General features: G+C 72.0%; 20 protein-coding genes. 12 read left to right on the top strand and 8 right to left on the bottom strand.

The features are described from left to right. The first annotated feature begins 21 nt into the window (after positions 1-21). The 4 genes from ABD331_RS26065 (at position 22) to thpR (ending at position 3,984) form a co-directional block, all read left to right on the top strand. The gene (locus ABD331_RS26065) at positions 22-1,461 is read left to right on the top strand and encodes an NCS2 family permease (RefSeq protein WP_344479652.1); all 1,440 of its coding nucleotides are present in this window, start codon (positions 22-24) and stop codon (positions 1,459-1,461) included. Positions 1,462-1,617: 156 nt separating this feature from the next. After that, the gene (locus tag ABD331_RS26060) at positions 1,618-2,046 is read left to right on the top strand and encodes a MarR family winged helix-turn-helix transcriptional regulator (protein ID WP_425566046.1); all 429 of its coding nucleotides are present in this window, start codon (positions 1,618-1,620) and stop codon (positions 2,044-2,046) included. 23 nt (positions 2,047-2,069) lie between these two features. After that, entirely contained in the window at positions 2,070-3,311 is a 1,242-nt protein-coding gene (locus tag ABD331_RS26055; RefSeq protein WP_148439073.1) for an MFS transporter, read from the top strand. Between the two features lie 115 nt (positions 3,312-3,426). Further along, positions 3,427-3,984 (top strand): RNA 2',3'-cyclic phosphodiesterase, encoded by a 558-nt coding sequence (thpR, locus tag ABD331_RS26050; protein ID WP_344479650.1) that lies wholly within the window; start codon positions 3,427-3,429, stop codon positions 3,982-3,984. A 147-nt stretch (positions 3,985-4,131) separates the two neighbouring features. On the opposite strand, the gene ABD331_RS26045 is transcribed toward thpR, so the two are convergent. Then, a complete protein-coding gene (locus tag ABD331_RS26045; protein ID WP_344479649.1) occupies positions 4,132-5,100 on the bottom strand; it encodes an aldo/keto reductase in 969 nt (322 codons plus the stop codon). Between the two features lie 85 nt (positions 5,101-5,185). Between ABD331_RS26045 and ABD331_RS26040 the strand changes: the two genes are divergently transcribed. After that, on the top strand, positions 5,186-6,478 hold the full coding sequence (locus ABD331_RS26040) for an MATE family efflux transporter (RefSeq protein ID WP_344479645.1): 1,293 nt from the start codon (positions 5,186-5,188) through the stop codon (positions 6,476-6,478). Here the strand turns inward: ABD331_RS26040 and ABD331_RS26035 are convergent. Then, positions 6,436-7,593, bottom strand: coding sequence for a hypothetical protein (locus tag ABD331_RS26035; RefSeq protein ID WP_344479642.1), 1,158 nt, complete (start codon positions 7,591-7,593; stop codon positions 6,436-6,438). The two genes, ABD331_RS26040 and ABD331_RS26035, sit on opposite strands and share 43 nt — an antisense overlap. After that, positions 7,590-8,111 carry a SigE family RNA polymerase sigma factor gene (locus ABD331_RS26030; protein ID WP_344479640.1) on the bottom strand — a complete coding sequence of 174 codons (522 nt, stop codon included), beginning with the start codon at positions 8,109-8,111 and terminating at the stop codon, positions 7,590-7,592. The genes ABD331_RS26035 and ABD331_RS26030 overlap by 4 nt, the downstream gene beginning before the upstream one ends. 82 nt (positions 8,112-8,193) lie before the next feature. On the opposite strand from ABD331_RS26030, the gene ABD331_RS26025 reads away from it, so the two are divergent. Then, entirely contained in the window at positions 8,194-9,222 is a 1,029-nt protein-coding gene (locus ABD331_RS26025) for a hypothetical protein (protein WP_425566047.1), read from the top strand. A 7-nt stretch (positions 9,223-9,229) separates the two neighbouring features. Here ABD331_RS26025 and ABD331_RS26020 read toward each other — a convergent pair whose 3' ends face one another. Beyond that, positions 9,230-9,601 (bottom strand): hypothetical protein, encoded by a 372-nt coding sequence (locus tag ABD331_RS26020; protein ID WP_344479635.1) that lies wholly within the window; start codon positions 9,599-9,601, stop codon positions 9,230-9,232. A gap of 65 nt (positions 9,602-9,666) precedes the next feature. On the opposite strand from ABD331_RS26020, the gene lhgO reads away from it, so the two are divergent. The 6 genes from lhgO to ABD331_RS25990 all read left to right on the top strand — a co-directional run bounded on the left by lhgO (position 9,667) and on the right by ABD331_RS25990 (position 17,482). After that, a complete protein-coding gene (gene lhgO, locus ABD331_RS26015; protein ID WP_344479707.1) occupies positions 9,667-10,863 on the top strand; it encodes an L-2-hydroxyglutarate oxidase in 1,197 nt (398 codons plus the stop codon). Positions 10,864-10,880: 17 nt separating this feature from the next. Beyond that, on the top strand, positions 10,881-11,573 hold the full coding sequence (locus tag ABD331_RS26010) for a response regulator transcription factor (protein WP_344479633.1): 693 nt from the start codon (positions 10,881-10,883) through the stop codon (positions 11,571-11,573). Then, positions 11,573-12,988 (top strand): sensor histidine kinase, encoded by a 1,416-nt coding sequence (locus tag ABD331_RS26005; RefSeq protein ID WP_344479631.1) that lies wholly within the window; start codon positions 11,573-11,575, stop codon positions 12,986-12,988. The genes ABD331_RS26010 and ABD331_RS26005 overlap by 1 nt, the downstream gene beginning before the upstream one ends. A 65-nt stretch (positions 12,989-13,053) precedes the next feature. Beyond that, positions 13,054-13,713: a response regulator transcription factor gene (locus ABD331_RS26000; protein WP_187414757.1), complete on the top strand. Its 660-nt coding sequence runs from the start codon at positions 13,054-13,056 to the stop codon at positions 13,711-13,713. A 62-nt stretch (positions 13,714-13,775) separates the two neighbouring features. After that, positions 13,776-15,554 carry a GTPase family protein gene (locus ABD331_RS25995; protein ID WP_344479627.1) on the top strand — a complete coding sequence of 593 codons (1,779 nt, stop codon included), beginning with the start codon at positions 13,776-13,778 and terminating at the stop codon, positions 15,552-15,554. After that, the gene (locus ABD331_RS25990) at positions 15,551-17,482 is read left to right on the top strand and encodes a YfjP family GTPase (protein WP_344479625.1); all 1,932 of its coding nucleotides are present in this window, start codon (positions 15,551-15,553) and stop codon (positions 17,480-17,482) included. The genes ABD331_RS25995 and ABD331_RS25990 overlap by 4 nt, the downstream gene beginning before the upstream one ends. A gap of 208 nt (positions 17,483-17,690) precedes the next feature. On the opposite strand, the gene ABD331_RS25985 is transcribed toward ABD331_RS25990, so the two are convergent. The 4 genes from ABD331_RS25985 to ABD331_RS25970 form a co-directional block, all read right to left on the bottom strand. After that, positions 17,691-18,866, bottom strand: a complete 1,176-nt coding sequence (locus ABD331_RS25985; protein ID WP_344479622.1) for an MFS transporter — start codon at positions 18,864-18,866, stop codon at positions 17,691-17,693. Positions 18,867-18,889: 23 nt separating this feature from the next. After that, positions 18,890-19,819 (bottom strand): hypothetical protein, encoded by a 930-nt coding sequence (locus ABD331_RS25980; protein ID WP_344479619.1) that lies wholly within the window; start codon positions 19,817-19,819, stop codon positions 18,890-18,892. A 5-nt stretch (positions 19,820-19,824) separates the two neighbouring features. Next, positions 19,825-20,367 (bottom strand): RNA polymerase sigma factor, encoded by a 543-nt coding sequence (locus ABD331_RS25975; protein WP_344479617.1) that lies wholly within the window; start codon positions 20,365-20,367, stop codon positions 19,825-19,827. 61 nt (positions 20,368-20,428) lie between these two features. Beyond that, the gene (locus ABD331_RS25970; RefSeq protein ID WP_344479615.1) at positions 20,429-21,331 is read right to left on the bottom strand and encodes a LysR family transcriptional regulator; all 903 of its coding nucleotides are present in this window, start codon (positions 21,329-21,331) and stop codon (positions 20,429-20,431) included. Positions 21,332-21,340 lie beyond the last annotated feature (9 nt).

Here is a 21,340-nt window from a genome sequence, read left to right as displayed (position 1 = left end):
ACTACTGTCACTCTTCGCGTCGTGAGTGACACACGTAATGCGATAGACCGTTTCTTCGCAATCTCCGCACGAGGCTCCACCCTCTCCCGTGAAGTACGCGGCGGCTTCGCCACATTCTTCACCATGGCCTACATCGTCGTGCTCAATCCGTTGATCCTGGCCAACGGCAAGGACGTGACCGGCGAGTACATCGCCGACAGCGCGACCGCCCCCGTGGCGCTCGTCGCCGCGGGCACGGCGTTCGTGGCCGGCGTGCTGACGATCCTCATGGGGGTCATCGGCAGGGTGCCGTTCGCGATGGCGGCGGGCCTCGGCCTGAACGCCTTCGTCACCTTCCAGATCGCCACGATCATGACCTGGGAGGAGGCCATGGGCCTGGTCTTCCTGGAAGGGATCATCATCGCGGTGCTGGTGCTGACGGGGCTCAGAACGGCGATCTTCCACGCCATCCCCGCCCAGCTCAAGACCGCGATCAGCGTGGGCATCGGGTTGTTCATCGCGCTGATCGGGTTCGTGGACGCCGGTTTCGTGCGCAAGGCCGCCGGGACGCCGCTGGAGCTGGGCATCGGCGGCTCACTGACGTCCTGGCCGATCTTCGTGTTCATCATCGGGCTGCTGGCCACGGCGGTGATGGTGGCGCGCAAGGTCAAGGGCGCCATCCTGATCGGGATCGTCGGCACCACGATCCTGGCCATCATCGTCGAGGCGATCGCCAAGCTGGGCCCGTCGTCGCCGGACAACCCCTTCACCTGGCAGCTCAACCGGCCCGTCGTGCCGGAGCAGGTCGTCGGCTTCAACAACCCGCTCGTGCTGTTCGCCGAGTTCGACCCGTTCGGCGGGTTCGTCCGGGTGGACGTGCTGCTGGCCGCCCTGCTCGTCTTCACCCTGCTGATCACCGACTTCTTCGACACCATGGGCACCATCGTCGGCGTCGGCCGCCAGGCCAACCTGGTGCAGGAGGACGGGACGCTGCCGCGTACCAGGGAGATCCTGCTCGTCGACTCTCTCGGGGCCGCCGCCGGCGGCGCCGGGTCCGTCTCCTCCAACACCACCTACATCGAGTCGGCCGCCGGCGTCGGCGAGGGCGCTCGCACTGGCCTCGCCAGCGTGGTCACGGGGCTGCTGTTCCTCGTGGCCATCTTCTTCACGCCGCTCGTCACGATCGTGCCCTACGAGGCCGCCGCGCCCGCGCTGGTCATCGTGGGCTTCCTGATGATGACCGCCATCAAGGACGTCGACTGGGACGACTTCGACATCGCGATCCCGGCCTTCCTCACCATCGTCATCATGCCGTTCACGTACTCGATCTCGAACGGCATCGGCGCCGGGTTCATCACCTACGTGCTGATCAAGGTGGTGCGGGGGAAGGCGCGCTCGGTGCATCCGCTGCTGTGGGGCGTGGCCCTGCTGTTCGTGCTTTACTTCGCCATCGGGCCGATCCGGGCGATGCTCGGGTTCTGAGCCCGTACCTGACCGTCACACCTTCGAGGCCGTTCCGCACGCGCGGGACGGCTTCGGGGTATCAAGGGGTGGAAAGACAGTTGTGTCCGGAAATATCTTGCCTTGCCGTATAGTTAGCAAAGGTAATGACTCATGCTAACCAAAACCCAGCCCAAGATGGACCTGCGCAGCGACGCAGGCCTGGCTTCAGCCCTGCGCGTGTCCCTGGCAAGGCTGAACCGACGCCTACGACGACAGGCGGCGGCGCACTCGCTGACGCCCACCCAGTTCGCGACGCTCGCCGCGGTGGAACGGCATTCCGGGATAACCCCCGGCGAATTGGCCGAGCTCGAGAAGGTGCAACCACCCTCGATGACCCGCGTGATCGCCGCTCTAGAGGAACGCGGCCTGGTCGCCCGCACCCCGCATCCGACCGACCGGCGACAGGTGACCGTCTCGGTGACCGAGGACGCCGAGAAGCTGCTGAAGGAGGAGCGCCGCCGCAAGGAGGCGTGGCTGACACAGCGGTTGAAGGAGCTGTCGCCGGAGGAGAGGTCGATCCTCAGGCAGGCGGCGCCGATCCTGGAGAAGCTCAGCAAGATATAGAGCCGGAAGAACCCAGGACCGGAATGTTCCGGTCACTCAGGGTTCGTAACTACCGCATGTTCGCGGCGGGCGGCACCGTCTCCAACGTCGGCACCTGGCTGCAGCGCACCGCCCAGGACTGGCTGGTGCTCGACCTGACCGCGGGCCCCGGCAACGCCCACGGCAGCGCGGCGGCCCTCGGCACGGCGACCGCGCTGCAGTTCCTGCCGATGCTGCTGTTCGGGATGTTCGGCGGCGTGCTCGCCGACCGCTACCCCAAGCGGCCCATCCTCATCGCCGCCCAGTCGCTCATGGCCGGGCTGGCGCTGACCATCGGCATCCTCACGATGACGGGCACCGCCCAGGTGTGGCACGTGTACGTGATGGCGTTCCTGCTCGGCATGATCTCCTGCGTGGAGGTGCCGACGCGGCAGGCGTTCGTGGTCGAGATGGTCGGCCGCGCCGACCTGCCCAACGCGATCGCGCTCAACAGCTCCATCTTCAACCTGGCCCGCGTGGTCGGCCCGGCGCTCGCCGGCGTGCTGATCTACGTGCTGGGCGGCACGGGGCCGATCTTCCTGATCAACGCGCTGACCTTCGGCGGAGTCATCTCCAGCCTGATCTTCATGCGCAAGGCCGAGCTGAACGTCTCCCCGCCCGTCCCACGGGCCAAGGGCCAGCTCCGCGAGGGGCTCCGGTACGTGCTGCGGCGCGAGGAACTGCTCATGCCGGTGCTGCTGATCGCCTTCGTGTCGATGTTCTCGCAGTCGTTCTCGATGTCGATCGCGCTCATGGCGCGCGAGACGTTCGGGGCGGGCGCGTCGTCGTTCGGGCTGGCGTCCAGCATGTTCGCCGTGGGGGCACTCGGCGGGGCGCTGCTCGCGGCGCGCAGGGCGCGGCTGTCACGCAGGACGCTCTTCGCCGGGGCGATCGGATTCGGGCTGTTCCAGATCGCCACCGGGGTCGCGCCGTTCTACCCCGCGTACCTGCTGCTGCTGATCCCCACCGGGATCGCGCTGATCACGATCAACACCGTCGCCAACGCCAGCGTCCAGATCGCCACCTCGCCCGACATGCGCGGCCGGGTCATGGGCATCTACATGCTGGTCTTCACCGGCGGGGCGCCGCTGGGGGCGCCGCTGATCGGATGGCTGTCCGAGCTGGGCGGGCCGCGCACGGGCGTCATCCTGTCCGGCGTGCTGGTCCTGGTCGGGACGGGGCTGGCCGTGCTGATGACGCGGCTGATCAGCTCCCGCGTGGCCAAGCCGGCACTCGCCGTCGCATGAGTCATCGGCCGTCGTCGTCGGCGGCCTCCTGGGCGGGCACCTGCGGGTGCCCGCTCTTGTGCTGTACGGGGTGCCGTTCCGGGAGCGAGCACCCGCGGGGGCACAATCGGGGGGTATGAGGCTCTTCGCGGCGCTGGTGCCACCCGACGACGTGCTGGACGAGATCGCGCACGCCATCGCGCCGCACGTCGGGCAGGTGCCGGGCCTGCGCTGGCCAGGCCGGGAGACCTGGCACATCACGCTCGCCTTCTTCGGCGAGGTGCCCGACCGGGCGCTGCCCGACCTGGAGACCCGCCTGGCCCGCGCCGTGCGCCGCTACGACGTGCTCAACCTGGCCTTCGACGGCTTCGGCGCCTTCTCCTCCGTACGGCGGGCCAGGGTCTTCTGGGCGGGCGTCAGCGGCGATCCCATGACGAGGCTCGCCGACTCCGTCAAGGCGGGCGCCCGGCGGGCCGGGGCGGCGCAGACCGACGACAAGCGCTTCCACCCGCACCTCACGCTCGCCAGGGCCAAGGCGGAGACGGACCTGCGGCCGCTGGTGGAGTCGCTGGAGGGCTTCAGCGGGTCGCCGTGGCGGGCGGAGCACGTCCGGCTCGTACGCAGCCACCTGGGGCCACCGGTGAGGTACGAGTCACTCGCCGAATGGGCGCTGGCACCCGCAGAGCAGAGCTAGGCTCCAGGTCGTGGATCGTCCTCGTCCGTGGCTGCTGCCCATCGTGCTCGGCCTGCTCCTGCTGATCGTGATCGTCGGAGCCCTGCTGTCCTAGAGAAGGCCGGGGCCGCCGCCGGGCGAGTGGCGCCACGGCGACGGCCCGTTCACCTACCAGGCGTAGTCCTCCGGAGCGGTGCGGTGCCCGGGGAAGATCTCGTCGAGGCGGCCCAGGGCGGCCTCGTCCAGGTCGATCTCCAGGGCTCGCAGGCTGCCTTCGAGCTGCTGCATCGTGCGCGGCCCGATGATCGGCGCCGCGACCGCCCGCTGCTTGAGCAGCCAGGCCAGCGCCACGTCGGCGGGCTCCTCGCCCAGCTCGTCGCAGAACTTCTCGTACTGCTCGATCTGGTCGCGGTGCTTCTCGAGCTGCTTGAGCATGTGCTCGGCGCCCGAGCGGCCCTTGTCGAGCTTGCGCAGGACGCCGCCGAGCAGGCCGCCGGCCAGCGGGCTCCACGGGATGACGCCGAGCCCGTAGTCCTCGGCGGCGGGCAGCACCTCCAGCTCCGGCGCGCGGGTGAGCAGGTTGTAGTGGGTCTGCTCGCTGATCAGGCCGAGGAAGTTGCGGCGGGCCGCGGTCTCCTGGGCCTTGGCCAGGTGCCAGCCCGCGAAGTTGGACGAGCCGACGTACAGGATCTTGCCCTGCTGCCGCAGGACCTGCATGGCCTCCCAGAACTCCTCGAACGGGGTCGTCCGGTGCACGTGGTGGGCCTGGTAGATGTCGATGTAGTCGGTCTGCAGGCGCTTGAGCGAGGCGTCGCAGGCGCGGCGGATGTTCAGCGCCGACAGCCCCCGCTCGTTGGGCCACTCGCCCATGTCGCCGTAGACCTTGGTGGCCAGGACCGTCTTCTCACGGCGACCGCCGCCCTGGGCGAACCACCGGCCGATGATCTGCTCGGTGATGCCCTCGCCCTTCTGACCGCCGTAGACGTTCGCCGAGTCGAAGAAGTTCAGGCCCAGCTCGTGAGCCCGGTCCATGATCGCGAAGGAGTCCTCCTCCGTGGTGCGCGGACCGAAGTTCATGGTGCCGAGGCTGAGCGGGCTCACCAGGAGACCGCTGCGTCCGAGGTTGACATAGTCCATGCGGACAACCCTAAGGACCTGGAGTGCACTCCAGGCCATAGACTCGCTTCATGATCTCGGACGGCCGGCCGGATCGCCTCCTCCCATGATCGCACTGCTGCGTGCCGCCGTGCCGATCTTCCTGGCCATGGTCGCGGGCACCGTGGGGTCGCTGATCGTCACCTCGGTGCTGGGTCAGCATGACACGGTCACGCTGGCCGCGTTCGCCGTGGTCAGCTCGGTGCTCACCACCGCTGCCGCCGCCGTGCAGGGCGCGTTACGCGGGCTCGGGCCGTTCGTGGCCCCGTACAGGGAGGAGCCCGCCGCGGCCGTGCCGGTCGTGCGGGACGCGCGCTGGCTCAGCCTGGCCACGGGCGCGCTCGGCGCGCTCGCGGTGCTCTGCGTGCCGCTGCTCGCCGCAGCCACCGGGGTGCCGGGCGAGGTGGTGCGGGAGATGGGGGCGCTGCCCTGGTTCCTGGCCGCGTACCTGCTGGTCTTCGCCTCCACCGGCGGGGCGAGCACCATCCTGGTCGCGCTGGGCCGCAGCCGCGACGTGCTCTGGCCCACCCTCGTCTTCGGGACGGGCGTGGGCGGGCTCACCGCCCTGCTGGTGCCGCGGCTCGGGCTGACCGGCGTGGGCGTCGCCTGGGTGCTGTCCGGGCTGGCGGCGGCGGGCGTGGCCACGATCAGCCTGCGGCGGGCGCTCGGGCGGCCCATCGGGCAGGGACGCCCCAGGCCGCGCGAGATCCTCCGGCTGGCCAAGGTCAGCATCCCGCTCGCCGGGACCGTGCTCATCAAGTTCGGCGTGCTGGGCGTGGTGACCTTCGCCGCGAGCACCACCGGCACCCGCGACACCGCCACCCACGCGGTGCTGACCACCCTCACCGGCCTCATCATGCTGGCCTCCTTGTCGGTCGCGCAGGCCGCGGTGCCCGAGGTGGCCCGCGCGCCCGGCCCGGCCGCCGCGCGGCGGGCCCAGTGGCGCGCCGCGCTGCTCGCCGTCACGGGGACGCTCGTGGTGGCGGGGCTGCTGCTCGGCTTCGGCGAGCACGCGCTGCTGCTGTTCAGCGACGACGGCGCGGTGCGGCAGCGGGCGCTCGGGCTGCTGCCGGTGATGCTGCTGGCCTCGGCGCTCGACGCCGCCCAGGCGGTTCAGGGCACCGGCCTGACCGCGCTCAAGCGCTCCGCGAACAGCCTGCTGTACTTCGTCATCGGGTACGGCCTGCTGGTCGTGGCCGCCGTGCCCGTCGCCAGGACGTGGGGGATCGACGGGCTGTGGACGGCCATGGCGGTGGCCAACGGGCTCCTGGTGGTGCTGCAGGGCACCGGGTTCCACCGCCACAGCGCGAAGGTGGGTCAGAACCCGGGCAGCACGAGGTCGCCCGCCCAGGCGCGGTAGGTGTAGGAGGCCAGCTTCCGCACCCGGCCGCTGTTCACGTCCACCGCGTACGTCGTCTCGCCCAGCGTCGGAGTCCCGCCCTCACCGCGCGCGGACGGCGGCTCGCCGGTGACCATCACCTCGGTCCCGCTGATCCAGCCGCCGATCCGCGAGACGCTGAACCCCTTGGGGGCGTCGCGGAAACGGGCGCTCGTGAGCACCTTGCCGCTGGTGAGGTCCATGGTGGCGATCGTGTCGTGCGGCTCGGAGTTCATCCCGGACGTCGCGCCGTCCAGGAAGGGCACGACCCGGCCGTCGGCGGAGGGCTCGCCGTACGAGCGCGTCTCGTCGCCCGCCGGGGACACCACGCTCACCTGGCCGCCCTCCAGTCGTCCCACCCGCCTTGACTCGTCGAGGACGACGACGGGGCCGCCGCCGGCGCCGACCCGCACCGGGTACCAGCCGTCAGGCACCTCCGTCACCTGCGCGGTCAGCATGTCCACCACGACGTTCGGCACGCCGCTCCCGTTCAGGAGCAGGAAGCGCCCGTCGGGCGAGAGCCGCAGCAGGACACCGCTGGCCTTGACCATCGTCTCGCGCGGGATCCGCTGGGGCGACAGCAGGACGGAGCCGTCCGCCAGGTCGCGGACCGCGAAGCGCTGGTCGGACTCGCGGTAGTAGGCCACCTTCCGCCCGTCCGAGGAGATCGCCACCGGGGCGCCGGTGTTCATGTAGTTGCCGGCGCTCTGCTCGGCGTACACGCTCACCGCCTCCGGCATCCTGAACCGCTGCCCCCCGCTCGTCACGAGCCGCCACTGCGTGCACTCCTGGCCGGCGAAGGTGCGGGTGTTCTCGCGGGGGTCCCACTGCCTGCCGCAGAAGTCGTAGTACGCGTACGCGGCCCGGTCCAGCCCGTGCTCGGGCAGCACGTCCGTCATCGTGCCGCTGATCGTGTCGCCGCCGGGAGAGGCGGTGAGGACGCTCACGCCGAGCACGAGTGCGGCCAGCGTGGCCGCCGCCGACCCGAACGCCGCCCCCGCCCGCCGCCGTCGCGCGCCCCGCACCGCGCGTTCGGCCAGATCCACGTCGGGGGCCTGGTCGGCGAGCAGCCGGAGCTCGTCGGAAAACCTGCTCACTGGGTTACCTCCTCGGGATCGACGTCGTGCAGCAGATCGGCCAGCTCAGGCGCCAGGGTGCGCAGGCGGCCGAGGGCGTGGCTGGTCTGGCTCTTGACCGTGCCCTGCGAGCAGTTGAGCAGGTCGGCGGTCTCCTCGACGCTGCGGTCCTCGTAGTAACGCAGGACCAGCACGGCCCGCTGGCGCGGTGTCAGGCGCATCAGGGCGCGCTGCAACGCCATGCGCGTCAGGCTCTCGTCGCCGGGGTCAGGGCCCGTCCGGAGGTCCGGTGGCTGGGCGGTGAGCGTCTCCGCCCGCCTGCGCCGCCGCCAGGAGGTGTGCTCGTTGACGAGGGCGCGGCGCACGTACGCCTCCGGGTTGCCGTCGGCCAGCCGCCTCCAGTGCCTGGCCGCACGCATCAGCACGGTCTGTAACAGGTCCTCGGCCTGCAAGGCGTCGCCGGTGAGCAAGTAGGCGGTGCGCATCAGCGACCGCTGCCGCCCCCGGACGAACTCCCTGAAACCCTCATATGGATCCATGCCTCCCCTTTCACCTCCTATCAACGCGACCCGGGCCGACCGCGTTGGAAGGCCGGCCCGATGCGGGCGTCGGTGGGGCATGATGGCTGACGTGGGGGACTTCGTGAGCAGGATGCTCGTCGTGGCGGCCGTGTGCCTGCTGCCGGCCGCGCCGGCCTTCGCCGCGGCGCCGGAGGGCGACGGGGCGGAGAAGCTGTTCACCTTCAGGGACCAGCGGATCACGGAGTCGAGCGGGCTGGCCGTGTCGCCGACGCACGACGGCCTCTACTACACGCACAACGACAGCGCGGCGGCTCCGGCGTTCTACGCGGTGGACGAGCGGGGGCGCACGCGGGCCACGTTCCAGGTGCGGGGCGCGGAGGCGCGCGACTGGGAGGCGATGGCGGCCACCAAGGACCCGCAGACGGGGCGCGGGGTGCTCTGGTTCGCCGACATCGGCGATAACCTCGACGGCGCCTGGCCGAACGTGTCGGTCTACAAGGTGATGGAGCCGCGGACGATCGCCGACGCCACGCTGCCCGCCGTCCGCTACCGGTTCAGGTACGCCGACGGCGCGCGCAACGCCGAGGGCATCATGGTGCACCCGCGCACCGGGCGGCTGTACGTGGTCTCCAAGGAGTTCTCCGGCTCGGTGTACGCGGCGCCGAAGACGCTGCGCTCCGACCGGGTGAACGTGCTGCGCAAGGTGGGCAGCGCGCCGCTGATGGCCACGGACGCCGCCTACGCGCCCGACGGCTCGTCGTACGTGATCCGCACCTACTTCTCCGCCACCCTCTACCGCTCCTCAGGCGAGACGATCGGCCGGGTGACGATGCCGGAGCTGGAGCAGGCCGAGTCGATCGCGTACACCGCCGACGGGAAGTCGCTGCTGGTCGGCAGCGAGGGGCCGCGCAGCCCCGTCTACCGGGTGCCGCTGCCGGCGGCGGGCACCCCCACGCCGAGCCCGGTCAGGGCGGAGGAGGAGCCGAAGGCGACGTCGAGCGGCACGGCGCGGGCCGACGACGCCGCGGGGGACGGCACGGGGCTGTCGGTCAGCGACGTGCTCATCTGGCTCGCCGCGGCGGTGGGCGCGATCGGCGTGATCACGTTCCTGGCCCGCCGCACCCGCTGAGCCCGGCTCAGGGCCGGCGCATGGTGGCGGTGAACATGTCGCCCCTCAGCGCGCGCTCGACCACCTCGACGGAGCGGGACAGCCGCACCAGCCGCGGCCCCTCCTGCCGGTAGGTGTCGAGCACCGCCTCGATGGCGTGCGGCGGCAGGTGGCCCTTGAGGTCGACCGCCGCCGCCCGGTAGCCGGCGCGGGCCGCCTCGACGGCCGAGCTGACGTGGTGGCGGGCCATCGCGGCCAGCGCCACCGGATGCCGTCTGAGCACCTCGTACGCCCGGTAGTCCGGCGGCACCGCGTCGAGCAGCCAGGCCACTGCCGAGGTCTCCCAGTCGGGCACGCTTGGGGGCCGGACCTCCGCGGGCCATTCTGGTGGGACGTACATGAAGGCATCGTACTCATGTTCGATTCGCCCGGATATGGCGGGGATGGCCGGTAGCACGGAAAATCATCATTGTGACGGAGAAGATCGGAGTCGTGGGCGCGGGCATCGTCGGGCTGGCGGTGGCACGCGAGCTGGCCACCGCCAGGGGGGCCGAGGTGACCGTGCTGGAGAAGGAGGGGCGCGTCGGCGCCCACCAGACCGGGCACAACAGCGGCGTCGTGCACGCGGGGATCTACTATCCGCCGGGCTCGCTGAAGGCCAGGCTCTGCCGGGAGGGCGTGGCGCTGCTCAAGGAGTACTGCGCGGCGCACGCGCTGCCGTACGAGGAGGTCGGCAAGCTGGTCGTGGCCTCGAACAGGGCCGAGCGGCCGAGGCTGGCCGCGCTGGCGGAGCGGGCGCGCGCGAACGGCGTGCCGGGCGTGGCCGAACTGGACGCGCTCGCGCTGCGCGAGATCGAGCCGCACGCGGTCGGCGTGGCCGCCGTCCACTCGCCGCACACGGCGATCTGCGACTTCCCCGCCGTGGCGCGACGGCTCGCGCTGGACGTGGCCGAACTGGGCGGGTCCGTACGCCTCGGCCACCCCGTCAGGGCGATGCGGGAGCGGGCGGGCAAGGTCGAGGTGGTGGCGGGCAGGCGCAGGTTCGCCTTCGACCGCCTGGTGGTGTGCGCCGGGCTCGGCACCGACGCGGTGGCCCGGATGGCGGGCGCCGGGGGCGACGTGCGGATCGTGCCGTTCAGGGGCGAGTACTACGCGCTCAGGGGCGCCGCCCGCGACCTGGTGCGGGGGCTGATCTATCCCGTGCCCGACCCGCGCTACCCGTTCCTGGGGGTGCACCTCACCCGGCGGATCGGGGGCGGGGTGCTGGTGGGGCCGAACGCGGTGCTGGCCACGGCGTACGAGGGGTACCGATGGTCGAATTTCCGTAATGTTCGGCAAATTCTTGGTTGGCCGGGAACGCTGCGGATGGCCAGGGCGCACTGGCGTACCGGAGTTAAGGAAGTCTATGGATCTCTGGCCAAGAGCGCGTTCCTGATGGACGCCCGCCGGTACGTGCCGGAGCTCACCGCCGCCGACCTGGAGCGGGCTCCTGGCGGTGTGCGCGCGCAAGCCGTCGCCAGGGACGGGGGCCTCGTGGATGACTTCGTGGTGGATGTCCGGGGAAAGGTAGTTCTGGTGAGGAATGCCCCTTCTCCTGCGGCCACCTCAAGTCTGGCTATTGCCCGGCATATTGCCGGAATTGTCCCAGCACTCGTCCGATGAGGGCATCCTTGGAGGTGATGGAATCACGCCTGCTGATAGTCGAGGACGACCCGAACATCCTCGAACTCCTCGCCGCGAGCCTGAGGTTCGCGGGTTTCGACGTGACCACGGCGAAGAGCGGCCTCGACGCCGTGGCCGCCGTCCAGCGACACCGCCCTGACCTCGTCGTGCTCGACGTCATGCTGCCCGACCTGGACGGCTTCGAGATCGTCAGGCGGCTGCGCGGCGGCGGGCTGCACACCCCGGTGGTGTTCCTGACCGCCCGCGACGAGACCGAGGACAAGATCCGCGGGCTCACGCTCGGCGGCGACGACTACGTCACCAAGCCCTTCAGCCTCGAAGAGGTGGTCGCCAGGATCCACGCCGTGCTGCGCCGCACCGCCGGGGAGACGCAGGCCGCGCCGCCGCGGCTGACGTTCGCCGACATCGAGCTGGACGAGGAGAGCCACGAGGTGTGGCGCGGCGGCAACGCCGTGGCGCTGTCGCCGACCGAGTTCAAGCTCCTGCGGTACTTCATGACGAACGCGGGCCGCGTCCTGTCCAAGCCGCAGATCCTCGACCACGTGTGGGACTACGACTTCCGGGGCGAGGTGGGCATCGTCGAGTCGTACGTGTCCGTGCTCCGCCGGAAGATCGACAACCGGAGCCCGCGACTCATCCACACCCTGCGCGGTGTCGGATACGTCCTGCGCCTGCCACCGAGCCCCTGATGCGCGGCCTGCCGCTGAGGATCAAGCTCATCGCGTCGATGCTGGCGCTGCTGGGCTTCGGCATGTTCTTCATCGGCCTGGTGAGCGTCTCCGTGCTGCACGGCTACCTGCTCGACCGCGTGGACAGCCAGCTCGTCCTGCTCAGCGCGCGGATGGACAAGAAGGTCAGGAGCGACTGGAGGAAGGACAGGGAGACCGCCGAGCACCCCATCCTCATCGAGTCCGACGCGATCGCCCTGGTCAAGGAGCCAGGCGGCGCGTACGTACCGATGCTGACCGACCGCGACGTGGACAAGAAGCCCAAGCCCGTGCTGCCGCGCTCGCCCGGCCCCGACCCCTACACGGCGCCCGCCATCAGCGGCGACGGCGAGTGGCGGGTGCTCGGCAGCGTCGTCGCCCAGCGGCGCACGCTCGTGGTCGCGGTCAGCCTGGAGGAGGTGGACGCCATCACCACCCGCCTCGTGCTCATCGAGCTGCTGGGCGGCGGCGGCATCCTGCTCATCCTGGCCGTGGCCGGGGTCACGATCGTCCGGCACAGCATGCGGCCGCTGCGCGAGATCGAGCGCACCGCCGAGGCCATCGCCGGCGGCGAGCTGCACCGCCGGGTGCCCGACGGCGACCCGCGTACCGAGGTGGGCGGCCTGGCCAGGTCGCTCAACGGCATGCTGGCCCAGATCGAGGCCGCCTTCGCCGCCAGGTCCGCGTCCGAGCTGGCGGCCCGCCGCTCCGAGGACCGCATGCGGCAGTTCGTCGGCGACGCCTCCCACGAGCTGCGCACCCCGCTCACCTCCATCCGCGGCTTCGCCGAGTACGCCAGGCAGAACCCCGGCGCCGACCCCGCCGAGCTGATGCAGCGCGTGGAGAAGGCGGCAGGCCGGATGAGCGTGCTCGTGGACGACCTGCTCCTGCTCGCCAGGGTGGACCAGCAACGGCCGCTCAAGATGCAGCCGGTGGACATGCTCGCGCTGGCCGCCGACGCCGTGCAGGACGCCCGCATCATCGCCCCGGAACGCGTGATCAAGCTGGACGTCGTCGGCGGCGCCGCCCTGATCGTCTCCGGCGACGAGGTACGCCTGCGCCAGGTCATCAGCAACCTCGTCACCAACGCCATCGTGCACACCGAGCCGGGCTCCCCGATCATCGTCCGGGCCGGGGCGGCCACCGGCAAGCTGTTCATCGAGGTCGTCGACAACGGCCCCGGCCTCACCCCCGAGCAGGTCGAGCACGTCTTCGAGCGCTTCTACCGCGCCGACTCCGCCCGATCCCGCCGCCGCTCCGCCGAGGACCGCGGCAGCGGGCTCGGCCTGGCCATCGTGCAGGCACTCGTACGGGCCCACGGCGGCACCGTCACCGTGGACAGCGCCCCCGACAAGGGCTCCACCTTCCGCGTCGAACTCCCACTCGCCTTGGAGTGACCCTTCAGCTAACCCTCAGGCTGCTGAGTCACCCTGAGTACGTGACGAAATCCGAGGCGCTGATCATGGTGGTGGACGACGAGCCCAGCATCAGGGATCTGCTCGCCGCCAGCCTGCGCTTCTCCGGGTTCGAGGTGCTGACGGCGGCCGACGGTGAGGAGGCCGTGGAGGTGGCCGTCCGGGCCGCGCCCGACCTGGTGGTGCTCGACGTGATGCTGCCCGACCTCGACGGGTTCGAGGTCGCCAGGCGCATCGAGGCGCCCGTCCTGTTCCTCACCGCCCGCGACGCCACCGAGGACAAGATCGCCGGGCTGCGGGTCGGCGACGACTACGTCACCAAGCCGTTCAGCCTGGAAGAGGTGCAGGCCCGCATCCGCGCGGTGCTGCGGCGCACCCGCGGCGAGGCCGCGCCCGCCAACAAGCTCAAGGTGGCCGACCTGGAGCTGGACGAGGAGGCCCGCGAGGTCACCCGCGGCGGCCGGCAGGTGCGGCTGTCGCCCACCGAGTTCAAGCTGCTGCACTACTTCATGGTCAACGCCGGACGGGTGCTGTCCAAGGCGCAGATCCTCGACCACGTGTGGAACTACGACTTCGGCGGAGACGCAGGCGTGGTCGAGTCGTACGTGTCGTACCTGCGGCGCAAGGTGGACGACGTCGAGCCGCGGCTCATCCACACCCTGCGCAGCGTCGGCTACGTCCTGCGCGAGCCGCCGGCCTCCGGCTGATCACCGACGGTAACGCGGGTCAGTCCCGATTACCCGCCGCGATCGGGGATAGCGTGGTTCCCATGGACCTGCTGGGCGCGCTGGAGTCGCTGCGGCGACCGCTGGACAGGGAGCTGTTCCCGCTGGCCATCGGCGAGGCCGACGCCGACCGGCGCGCGCTGCGCGAGCTGACCGGCCAGCTCGACGACTACCTGCTGCCCCGACTGCGCGCCCTCGACGCCCCGCTCCTGGCCGTCGTCGGCGGCTCGACAGGCGCGGGCAAGTCCACGCTGGTCAACTCCCTCGTCGGCGCCGACGTGGCCGAGCCGGGCGTGCTGCGGCCCACCACGCTGGTGCCCACCCTCGTCGTCAGCCAGGCCGACAGCACCTGGTTCATGGGCCAGAACGTGCTGCCCGGCCTGTCCCGCGCCACCGGCCAGGGCCCAGGAGCGCTGCGCGTCGTCACCTCGCCCGCCCTCGGAGCAGGGCTCGCCCTGCTCGACGCCCCCGACATCGACTCCGTCGTCACCGCCAACCGCGAACTGGCCGCCCAGCTCCTCGCCGCCGCCGACCTGTGGCTGTTCGTCACCACCGCCGCCCGGTACGCCGACGAGGTGCCCTGGAGCTTCCTGCGCTCCGCCCGCGAACGCAGCACCGCCCTCGCCGTCGTCCTCGACCGGGTGCCGCCGGAGGCCGTCGAGCCCGTCTCCCGCGACCTGGCCCGCCTCCTCACCGAGAACGGCCTCGAAGGCACCCGCCTGTTCACCGTCCCCGAGGCCGCCCTCCCCGACGAGAAGGCCCGCCTCCCTGCCGCCAGTGTCGCCGACATCTCCGCCTGGCTCACCGGCCTCGCCGCCGACGCCGCCGAACGCTCACGGGTCGTCCGCCAGACACTGTCAGGCGCCCTCGACAGCCTCGCCACCCGCGTGCCGTCCCTGGCCGCCGCCGTCGAACGCCAGCAGACCGCCTTCGACGGCCTGCGCTCCATCGTCACAGGCGCCTACGCGGGCGGCATGGCCGACTTCGACGAAGGCATGCGGGACGGCTCCCTGCTGCGCGGCGAGGTGCTCGCCCGCTGGCAGGACTTCATCGGCACCGGCGACCTCATGCGCTCCCTGGAGAGCCGCGTCGGATGGCTGCGCGACCGCATCGTCGGCTTCTTCACCGGACGCGTACCCGAGGTCCAGCTCAGGGACGCCCTCGAAAGCGGCGTCGAAGCCCTCATCAGAGGCGCCGCCGACGGAGCCGCGGAACGCGCACTCGAAGGCTGGTCCGCCGCTCCCGGCGGCCCCGGCCTGCTCGAACGGCTCGGCCCCGTCGAATCAGCCCGCCTCGGCCGCGCCTCCGCCGACCTCGGCAAACGAGCCGAGTCGGCGGTGCGGGGGTGGCAGGAGTACGTGCTCGACCTCGTCCGCGAGGAAGGCGCGGAACGGCGCACCGCCGCCAGAGTGGCCTCCTTCGGGGTGAACGGGGCGGGGCTGCTGCTCATGCTGGCCGTGTTCGCGTCCACCGGCGGGCTGACCGGGATCGAGGTGGGCATCGCGGGCGGGACCAGCGTGCTGTCGCAGAAGCTGCTGGAGGCCGTGTTCGGGGACCAGGCGGTGCGCACGCTGACCGTGCGGGCTCGGGAGGATCTACGGGAACGGGTGCGGGGGTTGCTGGAGGAGGAGGCGGGGCGGTTCACCGAGCGGCTCGATGCGGTGGAGCCGGATGGGGGGACGGGGGAGGCCTTGCGGGCGGCTGCCCGGCGCATCCAGGACCATCGTGCGGAGTTGCCCGCCTCGGGGGCGGTGACCGTCGAGCTTCCTGTGCTCGCCGTGGAGGAGCCGTCCACGTCGCGTGACGCGGAGGAGAGGCCGTGAAGCTGCTGCGCCGCAAGGAGGGGCCCACCCTCGACACCCGCCTGGCCGCCCTGCTGGAGGCGGCCACCCTGGGCGAGGGCCGCCTGCCCGAACAGGACGTGTCCGCCGCGCGCACGGTCGCCGAACGCGCCGGCGTACGCCGCGAACTGTCCCTCGACCACACCGTGGCAGCCCTGGCCGGCGCCACCGGCAGCGGCAAGTCCTCCCTCTACAACGCACTGACCGGCCAGGACCTCGCCGACGTCGGCGTCACCAGACCCACCACCTCCACCGCCCAGGCCGCCCTATGGGACGGCGAGGGCGCGGGCCCCCTCCTCGACTGGCTCGACATCCCGCGCCGCCACTCCGCCGCCCCCGACCCGAACCTGACCGGACTGGTCCTGCTCGACCTGCCCGACCACGACTCCATCCGGCTGTCACACCGCCTGGAGGTGGACCGGCTGGTGGAGCAGGTCGACCTGCTGGTGTGGGTGGTGGATCCGCAGAAGTACGCCGACGCGGCCCTGCACGAGCGCTACCTCCGGCCGCTCGCCGGGCATCGGGACGTGATGGTGGTCGTGCTCAACCAGGTGGACCGGCTGCCCGCGGAGGCGGTCTCGCGCTGCCTGGACGATCTGCGGCGGCTGCTGGACGGGGATGGGCTGGACGGCATTCCGGTGCTGGCGGTGTCGGCGCGTACGGGGCGGGGGGTGGGGGAGCTTCGGGCGTTGCTGGGGGAGCGGGTCTCGGAGCGCAAGTCGTGGTCGGCCCGGCTGGCCGCCGACCTCACGGCCGCCGCCGACCGGCTCGCCGCCTCCGGGGGCTCGCCGGAAGAGGGCGACACTCCCGTTACGGCAGCGGACGGGAGGGCGTCGGCTGGGACTCGGTCGGCTGGGACTGTGTCTGTCGGGACTGTGTCTGTCGGGACTGTGTCTGTCGGGACGGGGTCGGCTGGGACTGTGTCCGCTGGGACGGAGCGGGCGCTGACGGGTGCGTTGTGTGCGGCGGCTGGGGTGCCGCTGGTCGTGGAGGCCGTCGCCAAGGGGCACCGGCACCGGGCCGTCGTCGCCACGGGCTGGCCGGTCACGCGATGGGTCAGGCGATTCCGCCCCGACCCGCTGCGACGGCTGCGCATCGGCGGCCTGGCCCCCGGCAAACGGCCCGGCCTGGCGCCCGGCGAACGGTCGGGCCTCGCGTCAAGCAAGCGGTCAGGCCTGGTGCCCGCCAAGCGGCCAGGCACGGCGTCCGCCAAGCGGTCGGGCGTCACGTCCCCCGGTCGGCCGGGCGCGTCGTCCGTCGGACAGCCAGGCGAGACAGGCACCGGTCGGTCGGGTGGGGAGGTCGTGGAGCGGCAGGGTGGGGGGATCGTCGGGCGTACCTCCGTGCCCGCCGCGTCCGCCGTCCAGCGGGCGCAGGTCGAGACGGCGATCAGGGACGTCGGCGAGGCGGCCGCCGCGGGGCTGCCCGGGCCGTGGGCGGCGGCGGTGCGGCAGGCGGCCAGGTCGCGCGCCCGGGAGCTGGCGGACGCGGTGGACCGTGCGGTGGCCACGACGTCAGCCGTCGGCACGAGGCGCCCCCTGTGGTGGCGGGCGGTGAACGCGTTGCAGTGGGTGGTGTTCGCGGTCATGCTGGCGGGCGCGTTGTGGCTCGGGGTGCTGTTCGGGATGGACTACCTGCGCCTGCCCGAGCCGCCGCTGCCGACCGTGGGCGTGGTGCCGTGGCCGACGGTGCTGCTGGTGGGCGGGGCGTTGGCGGGCGTGCTGATCGCGTTGTTGTCGCGGCTGGCGGCGTGGGCGGGCGGCAGGCGCCGGGCGCGTCGTACGGCCAAGGCTCTGCGCACGGCCATCGGGGAGGTTGGGGGGAAGCTGGTGCTGGAGCCGGTGGAGGGGGAGCTGGCGACGTACGCCCGCTTTGTCGAGGCGCTGGACCTGGCCCGCGCCCGCACCTAGAAACGCGCGGTCATGGGCAGCGCGCACATGCGAGCGGCGGGGCACGTGAGCGCACATGCAAGCTCAAGTGGCGTGCACACGAGTGGCACATATGCGAGCGGCGTGCACACGAGCGGCGCACGTGCGAGCGGCGTGCACATGACCCTATGCACATAATTCTCTGCACACATGAGCGTGCACAGGAACGCGTGCATGTGTGGGCGCGAGGTCAGGAGCGGTGGAGGAGAGGGATGGTCAGGGCTGCGCCCAGTAGGGCGAAGGTGGAGGCGGCGAGGAAGGGCGCGCCGGGGCCGACGCCTTCCCCGGCCAGCCCGGCCACCGCCGCCCCCGCCGCACCCCCCGTCCCGAGCGCCGTGGACACCCACCCGAACGCCTCGCCTTCAGCCCCCGCCGCATACTCGTCCACCAGCAGCGATGACGTCGTCAGCGCCGGGTTGAGTACCAGCCCTCCCGCGAACAGGGCCACACCGACCAGCGGTAACGAGCCGATCAGGGTGAGTGGGGCGAGGGCGAGGGCTAGGGCCAGCATCAGCCCTGCCAGCCGCAGTGGCACCCGCGACCGCCACGATCGGGCGCCGTAGGCGGCGGCGCCCGTGATGCCGCCCAGTGACAGCGCGGCGATGAGCAGCCCGGTGGCGGCCGGGACGTGGTGGGCGGCGGCGAGCGCGGGCACTCCCACCTGCAGTGCTCCGAAGGTGCAGCCGTGCAGCAGGACGACGGACAGGAGCACGAGCATGCGCCGGTCGGCGAAGACGCGTCCTCGCCCCCGCGAGGGCGCGCCCGGCCCGGACCGCAGCGCGCGGGAGAAGGCGACCGTGCCGAGCCCGGCCGCCGCGGCGACGACGCCGAGGGCGGGTGAGGCGGAGGCGACGGCGATGAGCAGGCCGAAGAGCAGCGGCCCGACCATCATGGCCAGCTCCTGCACCAGGTAGACGAGGCTGTAGGCGGCGGTGCGGCCGTCGTCGGCGGTTCTGCGTCCCCACTCGATCCGCATGCTGACGGAGATCGGCGGCAGCCCGATCCCGGCCACCCAGGCGAGCGCGGTCATCGTCCACCACGGCCAGCCGGCGTGCGCGCAGCCCAGCAGGGCCAGCAGCGCCGTCACGTGCGTGAGGGCGGTGACGGCGAGGACCGGTCCGGCGCCGCGCCGGTCCATGAGCCGCCCCTGTACGGGCCTGCCCATGCCGCCCCCGACGGAGAACGCCGCTGCCGCGACCCCCGCCAGGGCCAGCGAGCCGCTCGCCTCCTGCACCACCAGGACGATCCCGACGGGTGCGACCTGCTGGGTGAGCTGGGCCAGGAACCCGAGCACGGCCTGCGTCGTGACGCCGGGCAGGCCGAGCAGCCTCCGGTAGGGAGAGCCGCCCGGCCCGTTTCGTGTCATCTGCCGCACGCTACCCCTGAAGATCAGGAAACGGGGCAGCCGTACGCTCTCTGCGACTTCTTGTTCTGGAAGTCGATCCTGTCTTGCGGCACCGGCTCCTCCGAGACCGAGAGGGTGGCCACGCCGGGCTCGGTGAGGAAGCCGCCCTGGACGTGCCAGCCGCCGGGCACCGAGGTGCGCAGGTCGCTGCCGTCGTCCTTGGCGACGAGCGTGGAGTCGGAGTACTCGCCGACCCGCACTCCGCGCTGCTCCAGCATCTGCCGCACCTCGGTGACGGTCTTGCCGAGGTAGGGCACGCAGTGCATGGGCTCGCCCTTGGCGGCGAACGTGGTGACGCTCTGGTACTCCTCGCCCGGCCGCGCCTTCCTGCTCACGGCGATGTCGGCGGTCCCGGCGAAGTTCTTGGGGATCTTGACGCCGGTGGCGCAGCCGCCCAGCTTGTCGCACGGGCCCGGCGGGAAGATGCTCTCGATCTCGTCCACGTACTGGTCGTCGGGCGAGGTGGGGAAGACCTTGCGCTCGAAGGCGGCGGTGGCGGGGATCACCCGGAGCGTGACGTCGAGCCCGACCTTGCGCAGCTCCCGCTCGTACACCTTGGGGTTGGCGTAGAGGTCCTTGATCTCGATGACGTAGTAGCCGCCCTCCTGCTTGATGTCGAGCGCGGCGGCGGGCGAGGCGGGAAGCAGCCAGGTCGTGGCCGCCACCGCCCCGGCCGCCAGCAGCGCGCCCGCGGGGATGGCCACCCGCAGGCCGCGCCACCTGCGGGACCGCGCGGGTTCGGGGGTGGGGTCGGGGGCGGGGGTGTCCGCCATGATCTGGTGCATCAGCTCGCGGGCGCCCTCGCTGACGGAGGTGACGGGGGGCGCGGCGAACCGGGAGACGACGTCGATGACGTTCTGGTCGGACCTGGGCTGGTTGGACATGGGATGGTCGGACATGGTCTTGTCAGGCATGGGGGTCACTGTCCCTTCGCGAGAGAGACGGCGCGGCTGCCGTAGCCGGCGAGGTCGGGGTCGAGGACGGCCAGCTCCTTGGCCAGCCGCTTGCGGGCGCGGTGCAGCCGGAGCCTGGCGGCGCCGCGGGAGCAGCCGAGCACCTTGGCGATCTCGGGCCCGCTGAGGCCTTCCCAGGCGACGAGGGAGAGCAGCTCCCTGTCGTCGTCGGCCAGCCGCTGGAACGCCTGGTACGCCGGGTCGTGCGCGTGCTGCGGAGCGGCCCACGTGGCGGCCTCCTCGCGCAGCCGGACGGCCAGGGCGGTGCGGCGTTCCTCGGCGCGGAAGTGGTTGGCGAGCACGCGCCTGGCGACGCCGTACAGCCAGAGTCTGGCCTCGTCCCCCTGGGGGACGGCGGTCAGGCGGCGCCAGGCCGTGGTGAACGTCTCCGCGATCACGTCCGCGACGTCGTCGGGTGACCCGGCGCGGCGCCGCACGTAGCTGGCGACGGCGGGATAGTACGCCATGTAGATCTCCTCAAAGCGTTCTTCGGGCTCAGACGGCCCCATGCGGCGTTCCTTCCGATCGGCGAACACATTTGAGGAGATGTGCGGATATGCGGGGAGTGTTTCAGCCTGTTCCGAGAGATTCCGCGACCGTGCGGAGAGCGGACAGCAGCGGGCGCAGGAGGGGATGGGCGTCGGAGCCGCGGCGTACGGCGGCGAAGACGCGGCGCTCGGGGCCCGGCGTCTGCCGCACCGCCACCCCCGGCAGCGCCATGTCGCGCAGCGCCAGCCGCGGCACCAGCGCCACCCCCGCGCCCGCGCCGACCAGGGCGACCACGGCGCGGAAGTCGTCGGAGCAGTGCACGAGGTTCGGGGTGAAGCCCGCCTGCTGGCAGGCGAACGTGATCACGTCGTGCACCGGATTGCCCGGGTACGGGCCGATCCAGGTCTCCGCGGCCAGCGACACCAGCGTGGCCGAGCCCGCCAGGGGATGGTCGCGGGGGAGCACCAGGTCGAACGGCTCCGCGTACAGGGGGCGGCGTGACAGCCGGGGGTCGGCGGCGTCGGGCGCGCCGCGGTACTCCACCGTGATGGCCAGGTCCGCCTGGCCGTCCAGCAGCAGGGCCAGGCTGTGGTCGCCCTCCGCGTCCTGCACACGGACGTGCACGCCCGGGGACGTCTCGCGCAGGGCGGCGATGGCGGGGGAGAGCACGGCGCTGATGGCGGTCGCGAAGCAGGCCACCGTGACCTCGCCCGCCTGGCCCGTGGTGTACGCGGCCACCTCGGCCTCGGCGCGTTCGAGCTGGGCTAGCACCTCGTTGGCGTGACCCAGCATGATCTTGCCCACGGCGGTGAGGTGCACGCCGCGCCCGTCACGGGTGAACAGCCGGTGCCCCACCTCGTGCTCCAGCGCGACGAGCTGCTGGGACACGGCGGACGGGGTCAGGTGCAGCGCCGCCGCCGCGCCGGTGACCGTGCCGTGGTCGGCCACCGCGCGCAGCGTGCGCAACCGCCGCGTGTCAATCACCCGTGCTCC

It is taken from the genome of Nonomuraea monospora, assembly GCF_039531895.1.
GTDB lineage: Bacteria > Actinomycetota > Actinomycetes > Streptosporangiales > Streptosporangiaceae > Nonomuraea > Nonomuraea monospora.
This window is presented reverse-complemented; position numbering and strand designations above follow the sequence as displayed.